The sequence below is a fragment of the Candidatus Poriferisodalis sp. genome (genome assembly GCF_965208895.1).
Lineage (GTDB): Bacteria > Actinomycetota > Acidimicrobiia > Acidimicrobiales > Poriferisodalaceae > Poriferisodalis.
In genome coordinates, this window is record NZ_OZ242363.1 from 3401778 (window position 1) to 3418001 (window position 16224).

15 protein-coding genes are annotated in these 16224 nt (G+C 66.8%); 12 read left to right on the forward strand and 3 right to left on the reverse strand.

What is annotated here, in order from left to right:
* Positions 1–62 precede the first annotated feature (62 nt).
* Positions 63–1541 (reverse strand): MFS transporter, encoded by a 1479-nt coding sequence (locus ACOGJB_RS15270; RefSeq protein WP_419837950.1) that lies wholly within the window; start codon positions 1539–1541, stop codon positions 63–65.
* A 31-nt stretch (positions 1542–1572) separates the two neighbouring features.
* Between ACOGJB_RS15270 and ACOGJB_RS15275 the strand changes: the two genes are divergently transcribed.
* Together ACOGJB_RS15275 and ACOGJB_RS15280 are read left to right on the forward strand one after the other, a co-directional pair.
* Entirely contained in the window at positions 1573–2700 is a 1128-nt protein-coding gene (locus ACOGJB_RS15275; RefSeq protein ID WP_419837951.1) for an alpha/beta hydrolase family esterase, read from the forward strand.
* Positions 2701–2743: 43 nt separating this feature from the next.
* Positions 2744–3808, forward strand: coding sequence for a zinc-dependent alcohol dehydrogenase (locus ACOGJB_RS15280; RefSeq protein ID WP_419837952.1), 1065 nt, complete (start codon positions 2744–2746; stop codon positions 3806–3808).
* Between the two features lie 12 nt (positions 3809–3820).
* Here the strand turns inward: ACOGJB_RS15280 and ACOGJB_RS15285 are convergent, their stop codons facing one another.
* On the reverse strand, positions 3821–5110 hold the full coding sequence (locus ACOGJB_RS15285; RefSeq protein ID WP_419837953.1) for an aspartate aminotransferase family protein: 1290 nt from the start codon (positions 5108–5110) through the stop codon (positions 3821–3823).
* Between the two features lie 108 nt (positions 5111–5218).
* On the opposite strand from ACOGJB_RS15285, the gene ACOGJB_RS15290 reads away from it, so the two are divergent.
* The 8 genes from ACOGJB_RS15290 (at position 5219) to ACOGJB_RS15325 (ending at position 14511) form a co-directional block, all read left to right on the forward strand.
* Positions 5219–6457 carry an alpha-hydroxy acid oxidase gene (locus tag ACOGJB_RS15290; protein WP_419837954.1) on the forward strand — a complete coding sequence of 413 codons (1239 nt, stop codon included), beginning with the start codon at positions 5219–5221 and terminating at the stop codon, positions 6455–6457.
* 138 nt (positions 6458–6595) lie between these two features.
* Positions 6596–9232 carry a GcvT family protein gene (locus ACOGJB_RS15295; RefSeq protein WP_419837955.1) on the forward strand — a complete coding sequence of 879 codons (2637 nt, stop codon included), beginning with the start codon at positions 6596–6598 and terminating at the stop codon, positions 9230–9232.
* A gap of 232 nt (positions 9233–9464) precedes the next feature.
* Positions 9465–9674, forward strand: a complete 210-nt coding sequence (locus ACOGJB_RS15300) for a helix-turn-helix domain-containing protein (RefSeq protein ID WP_419840752.1) — start codon at positions 9465–9467, stop codon at positions 9672–9674.
* Positions 9671–10984, forward strand: a complete 1314-nt coding sequence (locus tag ACOGJB_RS15305; RefSeq protein ID WP_419837956.1) for a HipA domain-containing protein — start codon at positions 9671–9673, stop codon at positions 10982–10984. Before ACOGJB_RS15300 ends, ACOGJB_RS15305 begins: the two co-directional genes overlap by 4 nt.
* A gap of 112 nt (positions 10985–11096) precedes the next feature.
* On the forward strand, positions 11097–11252 hold the full coding sequence (locus tag ACOGJB_RS15310; RefSeq protein ID WP_419837957.1) for a hypothetical protein: 156 nt from the start codon (positions 11097–11099) through the stop codon (positions 11250–11252).
* 154 nt (positions 11253–11406) lie between these two features.
* The gene (locus ACOGJB_RS15315; RefSeq protein WP_419837958.1) at positions 11407–12357 is read left to right on the forward strand and encodes a tyrosine-type recombinase/integrase; all 951 of its coding nucleotides are present in this window, start codon (positions 11407–11409) and stop codon (positions 12355–12357) included.
* 403 nt (positions 12358–12760) lie between these two features.
* Positions 12761–14221, forward strand: a complete 1461-nt coding sequence (locus ACOGJB_RS15320; protein WP_419837959.1) for a hypothetical protein — start codon at positions 12761–12763, stop codon at positions 14219–14221.
* A 53-nt stretch (positions 14222–14274) separates the two neighbouring features.
* Entirely contained in the window at positions 14275–14511 is a 237-nt protein-coding gene (locus ACOGJB_RS15325) for a hypothetical protein (protein ID WP_419837960.1), read from the forward strand.
* A gap of 590 nt (positions 14512–15101) precedes the next feature.
* Here ACOGJB_RS15325 and ACOGJB_RS15330 read toward each other — a convergent pair.
* Positions 15102–15302 carry a hypothetical protein gene (locus ACOGJB_RS15330; protein WP_419837961.1) on the reverse strand — a complete coding sequence of 67 codons (201 nt, stop codon included), beginning with the start codon at positions 15300–15302 and terminating at the stop codon, positions 15102–15104.
* 120 nt (positions 15303–15422) lie between these two features.
* Here ACOGJB_RS15330 and ACOGJB_RS15335 point away from each other — a divergent pair, with 120 nt between their 5' ends.
* Together ACOGJB_RS15335 and ACOGJB_RS15340 are read left to right on the forward strand one after the other, a co-directional pair.
* A complete protein-coding gene (locus ACOGJB_RS15335; RefSeq protein WP_419837962.1) occupies positions 15423–15860 on the forward strand; it encodes a hypothetical protein in 438 nt (145 codons plus the stop codon).
* Complete coding sequence (locus tag ACOGJB_RS15340; RefSeq protein WP_419837963.1) at positions 15842–16213, forward strand: hypothetical protein; 372 nt, start codon at positions 15842–15844, stop codon at positions 16211–16213. Before ACOGJB_RS15335 ends, ACOGJB_RS15340 begins: the two co-directional genes overlap by 19 nt.
* The last annotated feature ends 11 nt before the right edge of the window (positions 16214–16224 follow it).

Consider the following 16224-nt stretch of genomic DNA (forward strand, 5'->3'; position numbering starts at 1 on the left):
CGTCTGCGCCCCGCTCCTCGGCGGCCGTGGCGAGCCGCACGCCACCTCGAGTCCGGTGTTGATCACGCAGACTCCACGACCCAGACGGCGGGAGCGGTCCGGTCGCGAATCTGTTCGATCTGGTCGAGTTCAACCATCTCGTCAACGTTGCCATTGACGCCGTTGTCGACGGGTACGGTTTGGCTCACACCCTTCGGAATCTCGCGCGTGACGGCTAGCACCGGCGTCGGAGTTGGCTGCGCGGCCAAGGGCCGCACGGGCGCCGCCCACTGCGACTCGGGCGGTGGCTTGAGGTAGTCGCGGGCGGGCGCGCCGCCGAAGCTGTACACCGCCAGCCCGACGATCGCGATCGCCGCGATGGCGAAGAAGCCCGTTCGATAGTCGTAGAGGTCGTGCAGGACGCCGACGAGGAATGGCCCGGTTCCGACCCCAGTGATCATCAGCAGGGAACCGAGCCCGTAGATGCGGGAATAGTCCCGCACGCCAAAGGCGTCGGCGAGTATCAGCGGGTGCAGCATGAGCAGGTTGCCCATGGCACTGCCGAGCACGATCACGCCGATCAGGATTTCCAGTCCGCTGTCGGCGACTGCCAAGATGCACAGCCCGCACACCTGCACCCCGATCAGGATCATCGCGAGGTAGCGCAGCGGGACTTTCACCGCAGCGAGACCGCCGCAGAGGCGAGCGACGATGCTCGTGATCGCGAGCACAGCGAGAGCGCTGCCGGCGGCCGCGATGCCGAGGCGATCGCTGGTCAGCTTGTACATGTGCTGGATGGCGCCGACCTGGCTTCCCATGACCAGCACGAAGCCGATCGACAACAGGATGAAGAATCGAGAACGGATTGCTTCCGCGAACGGAGTCCCCATCGGCGGAGGCCGGGGTGTTCCATCGGAGTCGTCGTGGGGAGCGGCACCGTCGGCCTCAAGACCCACCGATTGCGGCGACGCCTTCACCAGCAGCCACGTCGACAGCAGCACCGAGACGAAGAACATCACGGCAAACGGAAATGCCCATCGCACTAGCGAATCCGCGTTGATGAGGCGGCCGATCTGCGGGGCAATGAGCGCACCTCCCAGCGAGAGCCCAGTCGACGCGATGGCCAACGCGACCGAACGACGGTTTTGGAACCAACGGGTGACCACCGTGGTGGTCGGGACGAGCCCCGTCAGGCCGAAGCCGGCGCCAAAGATGATCATGACGGCGAACATTTGCCATTCGCTGCGCACCTGCCCGAGCAGTGCAAGCCCGACCGTGCTGACGACGGTGCCGAAGGTCATCACCCAGCGCACGTCGAAGCGATTGATGAGCCCGCCGGTGTAGTAGCCGCACAGGCCAGACGCGCCGAAGAAGACGCCGGTTCCCGCGCCGGCCATTCCGGTGCTGAAGCCCTGTTCGTCCACCAAGGCCTTGAGGAAGACGCCCTGGGAATAGAACGCAAAGCCCGACGTGATCGTCATGATGAGGAACACGCCGGTCAGGACAACCCAGCCGCGAACGAACCGCTGGCTGCGCTCAGCAGTCGCCACCGGCACATTCATCGCCGCACAGCCTGCCAGCTAACTTGCCCCGATGCGTCTGCTGCGGCACTGCATCCTCAGCGGTTCGTGGCGGGTCGGGCGTGCGGCCGCGCTGGTTGCGCTCATCGCTGCGGCGTGCACGTCGACGGCTGGCACCGCCGACACGACGGAGCGCCCGACATCGACGCCAGGCGTCGAATCAGGGCAGGCAACCGAGACGACGGTGGGGGGTGCACCGGCGACGAGCACCGATGCCCCGGAGGGCTGCGTACCAGATGCCGATGTTGTTTCACAGCACAGTCGCCACCGTCTCGCCTCGGGGGGCAACGAGTACGAGTACTTGCTGTACGTACCAGGGTCCGCCTCAGCGCTGGCACCGCTGGTCATGAACTTCCACGGACTGGGCGGGGATGGCGCTGGCCAGGCGGCATACAGCGGATACAGCGATCTGGCCGACGCAGAAGGCTTCGTCACCGTTCACCCATCGGGGCTCGTCGCGCAGAGCCCCGATCAGGCGAGCACATGGGGAGCGGTTCGCAGCTGGGAGGGGATCGGTGCCGACACCTCCGCACGAGACGACATGCAGTTCGTCAGCGACCTCATCGACCGGATTGCCGCTCAGGCCTGCATCGACCGCTCACGTGTCTACGCCACCGGATTCTCCAACGGCGGATACTTCAGTGCCTACCTCGTGTGCGAGCTGGCGGACCGGATTGCTGCCACGTTCTCGGTTGGCGGCATCAGCCATCCTGAGGAGTGCCAGCCGTCTCGCCCCGTGGCCATGGGAGCCATGCACGGCACCGAGGACGAGGTCGTGCCCTTCGACGACGGCCGGGAATCGGTGTTGGTGAAGGGTCGGCAGATCGACGACCGAAAGGCCGAAGAGCTCGAAGCGTTCTTCGCTGAGATTATTCCCGACGAGCTGGCCGAGTTCGCTGCTGCGTTCGACTGCACCGTCGTGACCGAGAGCGAGTTCGACGCCGCGACATCGCTCACGCGCTACACCGGCTGTGATGGCGGCGTCGAGTTGCGCTTCTATGCAATCGAAGGCGCCGGCCACATCTGGCCGGGCTCTTCGTGGGACAAGGGCGGCGGCAAGAACGGTGCAGGCTCGGGGGCAGGCATCAGCGCAACCGCTGACGGCTGGGCGTTCATGAGCAAGTATTCGCTGAACCAGTAGGGAAGTTCCGCCCCCGGGCGGCGGGTGAGGAGCGAGCGAGCCGATGGACATGATGAAGGCCGGCCGGATGGTCGACGTCGGACGCATGGAGTGCGAAGAGATCCCCGTGCCCTCGCTGCACGAGGCCTCTTCGGATGCCGCTCCGTCGTCTCGGCCCGACGCAGCGCTGGGCATGACGGCGGTGAACTACGATGTGCTCATCCGCTCCGAGATGGCGTCGATCTGCGGCAGCGACTTGCACATGGTGATGATGGGCGCCGGCCTCTCTCATCGTCCGCCGTGTGCGCATGGTTTTCCGGGACACGAAGGCATCGGCATGGTGGTCGAGAGCCGAACGCCGGGCATCTCCGAAGGCACGCACGTGCTGACCTTCCCGAATCCGCCGGTCGGGGAGTGTTTCAACGCCTTCCAGCGCGTCAACTCCGCCTACTGCGTGCCGCTGCCGGCGAGCGGTGTGCCTCGCTCGCACCTGCTCATGGGCCAGCAGCTCGGCACGGTCATCTACGCCATGCGCCAGCATCCCCGCGACGTCGCCGGAGAGACCGTCGTCGTGATGGGCCAAGGCTCCGCAGGGCTGTTCTTCACGTACCTGCTGAAGCGAGCCGGGGCTGAGCGGGTCATCGTCTCGGACCTCTCGCCGACGCGCTTGGCGGTCGCGGAGGCCTACGGCGCAGACGAGTGCTTGAACGCCGCCGAGCTCGGAAACGTCGGCGTCATCGAGGCAATCAAGGACATGACCAATGGCCGCGGCGCGGACTACGTCGTGGAGGCGGTCGGCCGCTCCGACACGTTCTTGGACTCGGTCGAGCTCGTACGCATGGACGGTCAATTGCTGTGGTTCGGGCTGCCATCCACTGACGACAACATTCACGTGCGCTTCCAGAAGTTTTTCCGCAAGCGGCTGTCCGCGGCGAGTACCTACGGCGCCCAGGACGAACCCGGCTCGATGTCATTCCGCCAGGCGCTGCGCCTCATCGCCTCCGGCGACATCGACGTGTCACCGCTGCTCAGCCATGTGTTCGACGTGAGCGACATTGGCGATGCCTTCCGACTCGCCCACGAGCCGCACGACGCCGGAGCGCTGAAGGTCTCAGTCAGCTTCGACTGACGCGACGCTGGCTCAGGCGAGCGCTTCGATGGCGGCGACGAGGATGTCGAGGCCCTCGTTCAACTCGGCTTCGGTCACGTTCATCATCGGTGTGATGCGGATGACGTTGCCGTAGAGGCCACCCTTGCCCACGAGCAGGCCGCGGTCCTTGGTGGACTCCAGTACCGCGGCCGTGGTCGCGGCGTCGGGCTCGATGCTGTTGGGGTGGCAGAACTCGAGGCCCTGCATGAGACCCTTGCCGCGCAACTCGGCGACATGAGGCGAGGCATCGCACACGGGCGCCAGTCGTTCGTGCATCTGGGCGCCCCGGGCAGCGGCATTTCCCTGCAGGTCGTTCTCGAGCAGGTAGCGCAGGGTGGCCCGGCCCGCGGCGGTGGAGAGTGGGTTCCCGCCGAAGGTGGTGATCGAATTGCGCGTCAGGCAGTTCATCAAGTCGGCCCGAGCAACGATTCCCGCCAGGGTGATGCCGTTGCCGACGCCCTTGGCGAATGTGATTGCGTCGGGTGTTATGCCGTGCGCCTCGTAGCCCCAGAAGTGCTCGCCGGTTCGCCCCCAGCCCGACTGCACCTCGTCGGAAATGAACAGGATCCCTTCCGAGGCCAGCACCTTGCCCATCGCCCCGAAGAACCCGTCGGGCGGGGTTGCAAATCCGCCGACGCCCTGGATGGGCTCGGCGATGAGCGCCGAGAAGCCACCCGAATCGGTCATGTCGATGAGCTGGACGAGATCCTCCACGCAGGCGTTGGTGAAGGCGTCGTCGTCGAGGTTCCTGAACGGGCTGCGCAGCCGGTAGCCGCCTTGCACGAACTGCACGTCGAGCCCGCTGAAGCTGCTCGTCGACCAGGCGCGGTGGCTGGTGATGGCCTGGGCCGTGAGCGAGCGACCGTGGTAGCTGTTGCGCATCGCCAGCACCTGGTTGCTGTTGCGGTAGTTGGTGGCCAGCAGGATCGCGGTGTCGTTGGCCTCGCTGCCCGAGGTGGTGAACAGCACGCGGGGGTCGGGGATGCCCGATACAGCGGCGACCTCTTCGGCGAACGAGATCATTTCCTCATTCAGGTACAGCGTGGAGGTGTGCATCACCTTGGCAGCCTGGGCCTGCACGGCCTCGACCACGACGGGGTTGGCGTGCCCGATCATCGTGGTGAGAATCCCGCCGAAGAAGTCCAGGTAGCGGTTGCCCTCATTGTCGAAGACGTAACTGCCCTCGCCGCGGTCGATCGAGATCGGCCGGTCGTACAAGGGGCTGATGAAGCTGGGCAGGATCGCGCGGTAGCGCTCCGCGAGTTCGGCGGTAGCAGCCATGTCGGCTCACTTTCGCATTGCTTGAAGAAATCGGATGCCCGAACCGCAGTCTCCGATTCATGCGGAACGGGCATGGGGAAGTTCGGGCACATCGTAGAGTTCGCGTTCATGGCGGGGTTGACGAAATGGGTATCGCAGGCCTACGGAACGGCCCGCAGCGTCATGCAATTCGGCGAGTTCGAGCACGATGCCGACAAGCGGCACTTGATCCGCGCAGCCGACGTATCCGACTTGCGCCGCATGGCGAAGCGTCGAATGCCCCGCGGTTGTTTCGACTACATCGACGGGGCGGCTGAGGACGAGGTCAGCGCCGAGCGCAGCGTCTCCGCGTATCACCGCTGGCAATTCCGGCCGCGCGTGCTGCGCGACGTGAGCGAGGTGGACATCTCGGGCAAAGTCCTGGGCGAGTCTGTGCCGATCCCGCTGGTGATCGCTCCGACGGGCTTCGACCGCATTGCCCATTCCCAGGGCGAGCTGGCCGTGGCCCGAGCGGCCGAGCGTGCCGGCATCCCCTACTCGCTGTCGACGATGGGCACACGCTCTGTCGAGGAGGTTGCCGACGTCTGCGACGGCAGGAAGTTCTTCCAGGTGTATGTCTGGCGTGACCGCGAGCTGATGGCCGACCTGCTGAAGCGTTCGGCGGCGGCGGGCTACGAAGCGATCATGATCACGGTCGACACAGCAGTGCTGGGTCGCCGCGAGCGCGACGTGCGCCACGGTTTCAGCCTGCCGCCCAAGCTGGGACCCGACACCATCGTCGACGGCCTGCTGCACCCGCGTTGGCTGCTGGACTTCCTCAGCAACGAGCCGATCAAGTTCTCGAACTGCGAGGGGGCCACCGGTGGCGACGGTGGCGATGCCGTTGCATTGGCCGAGTACATCAACAGCCAGTTCGACCCGTCGCTGTCGTGGGACGACATCGAGTGGTTCCGTGACCGCTGGGACGGCCCAGTGATGCTCAAGGGCGTGCTGTCTCCGGACGACGCGAAGATCGCTGCCGACATGGAGCTCGACGCCGTGATCGTGTCGAACCACGGCGGCCGCCAACTTGACGGGGCGCCCGCTCCCGTGGAGTGCGTACCGGCCATTCGCGAAGCGGTCGGCGACCGCTGTGAGGTCATCTGCGACGGCGGCATTCGGCGCGGCAGCGACATCGTGAAGGCGTTGGCGCTGGGAGCCGACTCGGCCATGATCGGCCGTGCGTACCTGTATGCCCTCGGTGCAGCGGGAGAGACGGGGGTGGACTGGGTGCTCAACTACTTCGTCGAGGGCATGACCCGCACGATGCGTCTGAACGGCGTCCGATCGACTGCAGATCTGACGCCCGACCTGCTCGAGCGGATTTGAAGGGCCGAGCCGATGGCGAAGTCGGTGCCTCATCGGCCCGTGAGCCCGCCGTCCATGGGATTCGGGAGCAGCAGCAGAACATGACGGGTGATGCGATCGCAAGATCGTGACATCAGCGCTTCATTCAAGGGGTAGAAGATGGCGGACCGAACCGGCGTACCAACCGATCGCAGCATTCCCGACCGGGCGGAAGTCGTCGTCGTAGGCGGCGGCATCGTGGGGTGCGCCATCGCCTACCACCTCGTGCGTCGCGGCATCCGCGACGTGCTGCTGCTCGAGCAGAACCAGCTCACCGCCGGCACCACTTGGCACGCGGCCGGGTTGGCGGCACAGCTCAAGGCGACGTACAGCCTCACCAAGCTCGCCACGTACTCGGTGCGCCTGTTCGAAGCGCTGGAGGACGAGACAGGACAAGCGACCGGCTTCCGGGCACCAGGCTCGGTCTCGGTGGCGTCGGATGCACAGCGTTGGGAGGAAATCCTGCGCGGCGCGTCGATGGGGGCCACTGTCGGCGTCGAGTCCCGCCAGATCGACATGGACGAGCTCTCCGAGATGTGGCCGCTGGTCCGCACCGACGATCTCGTGGGCGCGCTGTACCTGCCAGACGACGGTTTGGTCTCGCCGGTGGACGCCACCATGGCGTTGGCAAAGGGGGCGCGAGCCCGCGGGTGCCGCATCATCGAGGGCGTCGCTGTCACCGGCCTCGAGACGCTCAATGGCGCCATCAGCGGGGTCCGTACCGAATCGAGGCCCGCCAGCGGGAGCGGTGGCGGCGATGCGGCTGAAGGCGAGGGCCACCTCATCGAGACCGAGACCGTCGTGCTCGCGACCGGCATGTGGACACGCCATCTTGCAGCGCAGGTCGGGGTGAACGTCCCGCTGCAAGCCTGCGAGCACTTCTACGTGGTCACCGAACCGCTTGAGGGGCTCGACACCTCAACGCCCATACTTCGCGACCCCACCAACTACACGTACTTCAAGGAAGAGACCGGCAAGCTCATGGTCGGCTTCTTCGAGCCCGAGGCCAAGGTGTGGCGCCTCGACGGCATCCCGCGGGACTTCAGCTTTGGCACGCTCGACGAAGACTGGGACCACGTCGGCCCGGTCTTCGAGCGCTCCTGCCACCGGGTGCCGGCACTGGCTGACTGCGGCGTGCAATTGTTCTTCAACGGTCCCGAGTCGTTCACGCCAGATGGCACCTATTACCTCGGCGAGGCACCTGAGGTCGACGGCTGCTTCGTCGCCGCCGGCTTCAATTCCGTCGGCATCCAGTCCGCCGGCGGGGCTGGCTGGGTGCTGGCCGACTGGATCGCCGATCGGCACCCGCCAATGGACCTCTCTGCGGTCGACATCCGGCGTGCCATGCCGTTCCAGGCCGATAACGGCTACCTGGCCGAGCGCATCAGCGAGAGCCTGGGGCTGCTGTACGCGATGCACTGGCCGTTCTTCCAGTACACGAGCGCCCGCGACCAGCGTCGCTCGGCTCTGCATGACGCGATGGATGCGGCGGGTGCGGTCTTCGGCGAGACAGCCGGCTGGGAGCGGGCCAACTGGTTCGCCGAGCCCGGCCAGGAGCGCGAGTACCGCTACAGCTACGGCAAGCAGAACTGGTTCGAGAATTCCGGCCGGGAATGCGATGCGGTGCGCAACGGAGTTGCGCTGTTCGACCAGTCATCGTTCGCCAAGTTCACGGTGAGCGGTCCCGATGCGCTCGACGTGCTCGACACCCTCAGCGTGGCGTCGATCGATGTGCCTGCCGGCCGCGCTGTCTATACCCAATGGTGCAACGAGCGAGGCGGCATCGAAGCCGACCTGACGGTGACCCGGCTGGGCGACGACGACTTCTGGGTGGTCACGTCGGCTGCGAGCCAGACGCGCGACTGGGCTTGGCTGCGGCGTCACTGTCGGGGTCGCGACGTGGAGATCGCCGACATCACCGACGAGTGGGCGGTGCTCGGCCTGATGGGTCCGCGCTCGCGAGACCTGCTCGGCAGCGTCACCGACACCGCGCTCGACAACGAGTCATTCGGCTTCGGCGCTGCCCGACACGTCGATGTCGCAACAGTGGTCGGCCCGATTCCGGTCCTGGCAGTGCGCATGAGCTACGTGGGCGAGCTCGGCTGGGAGCTGTACGTCCCCAATGCGCAGGCAGTCGCTGTGTACACGGCGCTGAAAGACGCGGCGGCGCAAGATGCTGTGGGGCTGGATGGCCGGGCATCGGGCACGACGGAGGATCGCGTTGCCGACGCTGGTCAGGCTGCCGATGCGGAGCGCCGCGTTGGATTGGTGCACGCCGGCTACCACGCCATGAACACGCTGCGCCTCGAATGCGGTTACCGCCACTGGGGCCACGACATCAGCGACGAGGACTCGCCCCTCGAATCGGGGCTCGGCTTTGCGATCGCTTGGGACAAGCCACGCGGCTTCATCGGCCGAGCCGCGCTGGAAGCACAGCGCCACGAGCCTCGCACCCGCCGGCTTATCCAGTTCCGACTCGAGGATCCCGACGTGCTGGCCTACCACGATGAGCCGATCCGCCGTGACGGCGAACTCGTGGGCCGGGTCACCTCGGCCATGTGGAGCTACACCGAGGAACGCTGCCTGGCGATGGGCTACGTGACCCACCCGTCAGTTGCCGATCCGGAACCGCAGGCGGTCACCAAGTCCTGGCTCGATGCCGGATCCTTCGACATCGAGATCGCCGGCCGACGCATTGCCGCCGCGCCCTCGATCCGCAGCTTCTACGACCCCACCAACCGACGCGTCCGCATGTAAGCGCACAACGGACCCTGCAGTCTGAAGCACGGGTTCTTGGCTTGCTTGAGGATCGGCTCGGCGTGCGGGAGCGGTGCCGCCCTGCCCTCATCGGTGATGGCCGCAGGGTCTGTGTGTGGAACAATGCTGTTCCACACACACTGTTGGCACAGTGCTGTTCTATATGAGTGTATGGAACAGCACTGTGCCATACGCTAGGCTGATGCCCGTGCGGCCCGGCCACTTCAGGAACATGAGGACCGTCGGCCAATTCGGCGCGGAGGTCCGCAGACTCCGAGAGTCCGCCGGACTGTCACAGGCGCAGCTCGCCGACCAAGCAGGCATCTCGAGACGATGGCTTGGGCGGCTCGAACGCGGCCATACAGGCGCGGAACTCGGCAACGTCATGCGCCTCACGAGAGCTCTCGGAGTCGCGCTCAGGTTCGAGAGCATCCAGCCATGACCGGCTTGCGGGAGTTGTCGGTCTTGATGAACGGAGTGCCGTCCGCACGCCTGATGCGTGACCGCCATGGGGCGCTCTCGCTTCTCTACGACGAGCAGCACATGGACGACCCATCCTCAGCCCCGCTGTCGTTGTCGTTGCCGTTGTCGGAACGCCCGCACAAGGACGCCGCGACGACCCGTTGGATTCGTTCCCTCCTGCCCGACAACAACGACGTTCTCAGGCATTGGTACGCGAGGGAAGAAGTCCTCGAACAGTCTCTGTTCGGCTTGCTGTCGACGAGGATCGGCCTCGACTGCGCCGGTGCTGTGCAATTTTGTCCCCTCGGCGAGGAAGAGCGGCTGAGTGAGCGAGCGAGCGGTATCACGAGGCTGACACCGAGTGAGCTCAAGCGCGAGCTCGACACGACGGCCGGTGATCCCAACGCGTGGCTTCCCGAAGACATCGAGCCGTACTTCAGCCTCGGCGGCTTCCAATCAAAGATCGCCCTGCACCGCATCGACAATGGCTGGGGGCGCCCGTACGGCAACGTGCCCACGACTCACATCCTCAAGCCGCGTGCGAAGGCGAGCAAGTTCGTCGCAGTCGGAGAACACTTGTGCCTGAGCGCCGCAAGAAGCCTCGGACTGAATGCCGCTTCGTCGAGCATCGAACAGCATGGCGACAACACGGTGCTCGTCGTGGAGCGCTACGACCGCGCCCATGCGACGAAGGGATGGACGCGCATCCATCAAGAGGACATGTGCCAGGCGCTTGGCTTCGACGGTGACCGCAAGTATGAGCACAGCGGCGGACCCGGCATGTCCCACATTGGGGACCTGATCGCGCAGCAATCCACCCAGCCGACCGAGGACCTGCGCAGCTTCGCCGAGGCGTTGATCTACTCATGGCTCGTCATCAACCGCGACGCTCACGCCAGGAACTACAGCCTGCTGTATCCGCGCCATGGCGTGCAGCTGGCCCCGCTGTACGACATCAACTCGTCACTCATGTTCAAACGCAGAGGCATCGGCGAGGCGAGCATGGCGATGCGCTATGGCAGCGCCTTCACGGTCTACTCGGCCGGCTCGAAACACGCTCTGCCCGATATGGCGAAGAGGCTGCGACTCCCAGCGCACGAACTGATTGAGCGGGCAGAAGACCTCGCGACAGCGCTGCCCGGCACTATGGAAGCAGCGATCAACGTGCTTCCACGCGAACTGCAGTCGGCGGACGAGATCGGCGAATTCGCCAACAGGATGCGGTCGCGAACCGAAGACTGCTTGCAATCCGTAGCAGCGGCGCGCAAGTACACGCGAATCCATGCGTGACATGCGCTGGCCCACGCGAGTCGTCGGGTTGCTGATTCGTAGAGGGGGCGTGCGTTGATCGCGTCGAGTGCGGCTTGCGGCTGGGTCTGGCTGTGCGAGTTACGCTGTGCTGATGGCTGTGCGCGACGACGCGCCGGTGGTTCCGACGATCGAGCACGCTCAGGCCGCTGCGGACGTGCTGGCCGACGAGGGCGCTTCGGCGGTGCTGCTGTTCGGGTCTGTGGCTGCTGGCACCGCATGCGCGGGCAGCGACATCACAGCCCCGTAGCCGGCAGCCGCGTTCAGCGCCCAATTGATCGGCACCACGAACCAGACTTCCAGAGCCAGCGCAATCGGGCACAGCTCGATGTGCGAATCGCCCCTGCCTGTGGACCCTCACCCCACAAGAGGACGAAGGGCCAACTATCTAGAGTTCATGGCTGATGGAGTCGAAGCCCCCGCAGCACCTCCGACGCGGTGCCGAGGCGAAGTGCCGGGTCTCGGCTGACGCTTTCGAGGCCGTGTCGGGAGACTTGGCAGCGGCGACGCGTCGCGCCTACGCGACGCGTCTGCGTCTTGTCGAGACTGCGTTGGACGGCGTGCCGTTGGCCGACTCGTCGCTCGCGGAGGTGTTGGCTGCCATGGCAGCCCGAGGACGGTCGCCTTCGACGCTCGCGCAGACCGTGGCGGCGGTGCGCTGCGCTGCCCGCCGCCTCGGCGAGCCTGATCCGGTCGGCCCGCAGTGCGGCATCGCGCTGCGGGCTCATCGCCGTGCCGCGGGACCCTCAAGGCAAGTAGCAGGGGTCGACTGGGCAGCAGCAGACGACGCGGCTGACATCGCCGCTCGGCGCGGGGACGCCATCGGGCTGCGCAACGCGGCCATCGTCGCTGTCATGAGCGACGCCTTGCTGCGTGTCAGCGAGACATCAGCGCTCGACGTCGCCGACATCGCACGAGCGGATGACGGTGCTGGACATGTCCGCGTCAGACGTTCCAAGACAGATCAAGAAGGCGTCGGCGCGTCGCTGTTCCTGCGTCGCGCGACCATCGAGCGCGTCGACGCATGGCTGCGCGCGGCTTCCATCGACGGCGGGCCGCTGTTCCGGCGCGTCCGCAAAGGCGGGCATGTCACTGCCGACCGGCTCACCGCTCGCGCCGTGCGCGCCGTCATCACCCACAGCGCCTCAGCGGTCGGCATCGACGGCGCGTCAGGCCACTCGCTGCGCATCGGATCCGCCCAGTCGCTCGTACGCGCTGGCGCGCAACTGCCCGAAGCCATGCTGGCCGGCCGATGGACCACCCCCGCAATGCTCAGCCGCTACGCCGAAGCCGAGCTTGCAGCGCATAGCGCCGTCGCGCGACTCCGACCTGACAACCCCACCCCGCAAAGCTGAGCCGAACCGCCAGCAGGCGTCCGCGGCTGAGGGGAACTGGAAGACCGGCCTGATTCCGAGGCCGCCAAGAACCCGCTGGGGCGAGGCAGCGCACGACTCTTCCGCGTGCCGCAGCTTCGGGATCAAGGAGTTTTGATTCCGAGAAAAGTCATTCTCGGAATAATAACAGCCTGTTTCAGCATCCGCGGACACCGTCCGGGGCGACGCACACCCGCCGAGGCAGTCATCACGGCCTCGCGCGCCCCCGACGGCGCGGCTGCTCGGTACCGAAAACTGCCGAGATATCACGGAGTCCCCGGCTGCGCGGTCCTCGCCAAGCGCTCTGGGCGCTCTCTTGGTTCCGGTAGTGACTTCTAACTCCGTTGAATCGAGCCGCGCCGGCCGCACGGGCGGCGACAACAGCATGGGTCCCCTCCCCGCGGTCGGCGCGGCACCCGGCCCGACGCCGCGGGCCGCACTACGAGGACGCCAGTCCGCCGCCAGACGCGCTCTCGCGGCGCTGTGCGCGCTGCTCGTCGCCGCGTCCACGCTCGCCGTGGTCGCCCAACCCGCAGCAGCGCACAGCCAGACCAAGACCGTGCAGCGCTGCGCCTATGACCCCTTCGCCGGCAATCAGTGCTGGACCGAGACCGTCAACGTCAGCCACACCCACGACCCGCCGACCGAAGAAGATCTCTGGGGCAAGCCGCGCGACACCCGAACGAGCGAGCAAGCCGCCGAGGACGAGCGCAAACGCGAACAAGCAGAGGCCGAACGCAAACGCGAGGAGGCTGAGCGCAAGCGCACCGATCCCGACGACGGCGGCACCGATCCTGACGGGGGCACCGATCCCGACGGCGGCGGCACCGATCCTGACGGGGGCACCGATCCTGACGGGGGCACCGATCCCGACGGCGGCGGCACCGATCCCGACGGCGGCACCGACACGCCGCTGCCCGAGTGCCCCGCAGGCACGACCGGCACTTGGCCGAACTGTCAGACCGTGCGCGACATTCAGCGATGCTCCACGGGCTATCACCGCTACGGGAACGGCTGCCACGCGAACCACGACTACAGCAACATGCCCTGCGGCGCCGGCACATGGGCACCCCACGCTGGACACACACCCAGGCAGCAAACCCCCTGCCCGCTGCAAGAGGAAGAGACGACGACCACCACGACAGCCGACATCTGCGGCGACTACGCAGAAAACCTGATCGACGCGCTCACCAGGGTCGACGACGGCACCAACACCCCGCCCACGCTGCCCACCCGGCCGGAGCAGTGCAAGGGCGCCGATTGGATTCAGGCGCTCAAGAACAAGCTCAAGGGTCTCACCAAGGACGTTCTGCGCCAGCTGTACGACTTGGAGCGAGACACGAGCGAAGTCAGCGACGAAGTGGCCACGGCATTGCGCCAAGAGATCGAGAAGCTCTGGGACGCAACGCCCGCCGAGGCCCAAGCGGCCATCGTGACCGTGGCATCGGGCGTGGGATGCGCCGCTCTGGTCGCGGCGATTGTCAACACCACCGTCGCCTCAGGAGGCACAGCAGCACCGGCATGGATCGCATGGATCGCCGCGCACAAGACAGGCGCGGGAATCGCATGCACCGCTGTTGTCGACGCGGCCATCGCCTTCGTCGCCCGCGTGACCGGCGACGACAGCACCGACGACGCGGCCGACGACAGCACCGACGACGCGGCCGACGAGAACTCGGCGGGCAGCTACTGCGGCCCGTGGACAGCGTTCGCGTGGCGCCCGGGTCGCGGCGGGGTCACTCTGTTCGTGAACGGTGCCGGATACAGCCAGTACCAAAGCAGCTACGACAACCGAGCATGGGCCATCGAGCAATGCGAAGCGGCCCTCGCCGGCCTCGGCCAATGACCGCTCAATATCGACCGGTTCCGCCAATGAGCGCCCCGAACTACCCTGACACCATGACCACGACGCAGGCCGACGCTCCGCCGACCCGGTCGCCCGTCTGGGCGTTCTTGAGGTTGTCGGCGTATTGTTGCATGGCGGCCATGGCGGCCCGTTACGCGATGGACACTCTCGGTGTTCCGCCGTTGGCCATATTGGTCGGGGGCCCGTGCATCCTGATTGTGTGGGGCACCGTCGGCACGAGACAGGAGCTGCGCCGTCGTGAGGCGGCGAGGGCGGATGCGGCTCGTTAGCGGCCTGTAGTGGCCGCGTGGGCGCTGGTGGGCACGGTGACTTCGCGGCCGACGACAGCACCGACGACGCGGCCGACGACGAGAGCGGCACGCGCCCCAGGACAACGATGAGCAGCTGGAGCTCTTTAGGCGCTGGACATGCCAAAAGTACGATGACCTCCCGCCGGCGCACTGCCGATGAGCGACCCGAACTACCCTGACACCATGCCTACGAGCGCACCTGCCGCGCAGCCGCCGGTTCGGCCGAGCCTGCGGGGCAAACTCACCCGACGCCTGACAAAGGCCGAATACACGGCATCCGTCATCTTCGGCGTTACCGGCTGGCTGCTATTTCGAGCTACGGACTCGGCCGCTGCATGGATCTACCCCGGCATGATTGTCGCGGGCTGGCTTGTACGGCTGCTCGTACGCCCCGTGCCGCCAAGCGTGGCAGCGCCGGGCCGTTGTCGTTGGTGTGGGCTGCGGCCGGCTGCTGTGCTGTGCGGAGGCCGTTCTGACGGCGGACCTTGCGAGGCCGCGGCGACAGCTAGCTGAGCCTCGACAGCAGCGCCCCAGCACGCCCGATGCGTGCTCGTCAGCGCCCCGGTACCTCACGCCCGCGAGATGAACGCCGCCCGCTTGGGCGCTGCCCCGAGGCGCTGCCGCATCAGCGCCGAGCGTGACGGGCGCCCGCCGAAACCGTCGTGCTCACGATCCCGCCGCAGCTGGACGCCGCCCGCGTGCTCGACCGCGCGCAACGCCGACAACAGGTAGCTGTCGTGCCGGCACAGCACCAGGCGATGTGTGGCCATGCATCGCCGCCGAACGTGATGAGCCGGCGCCGAATCCATGGTCTTGGCGATCCCGCCGGACCAGAGGCCGAGGAGTTCCGGAACCGACAGCGCGCGATCAGCCGCCGACGAAGGTCGACCGTGAGCGCCCGCCGGGCGGCCATCGCAGACCATGCGGCCCGTGGCGATGAGCTGCCCTGCGGCGCCCGCCGCCGCCGAAGGTCGAGCGTGAGCGCCCGCCAGGCGGGCGTGCTGCAGTGTGCCGGAGCGCGCGAACCCGTCGGCCAGGCGGCTATCGAGGAACGCCCGAGGTCGTGGCCATTACCGGTGGCTCAGCACGACCCCAGACGCCCGCAGCGGCCCGGCAACGCCGCCGCGAACGACATAGCCGATCATCTCGAAGTCCTCGACGCCGCTGTGTCGATGCTGCCCGAGCCCGACGCGGCAGGCCACCGCGAAGGCGACGACAGTGACCTGGCGGAACGCCCGTTGGTGGTGCGCATCGACGCGGCGGGATGCTCGGCGACGCTCGCGCAAGGGCTGGGGGAGCCCCGACCAGGGTGGCGAACGCCATCCTGAGGGGCGTCAGCGAAGCAGCGAAACGAATCGCCACACTCGCCTTCGAGCAGACCATCGAGCACCCCTGCGATGACATTTGGGACGACCTCACCAAATGGGGGGAGGACACCTACTGGAACCTCGACACGACCGAGCCTACGGACGACGGTAAAGACGGCGGCGACGACGCGGCCGACGAGAACTCGGCGGGCAGCTACTGCGGCCCGTGGACAGCGTTCGCGTGGCACCCGGATCGCGGCGGGGTCACTTTGTTCGTGAACGGTGCCGGACACAGCCAGTACCAAAGCAGCTGCGACAACCGAGCATGGGCCATCGAGCAATGCCAAGCGGCCCTCGCCGGCCTCGGCCAATGACCTGCGCCAGG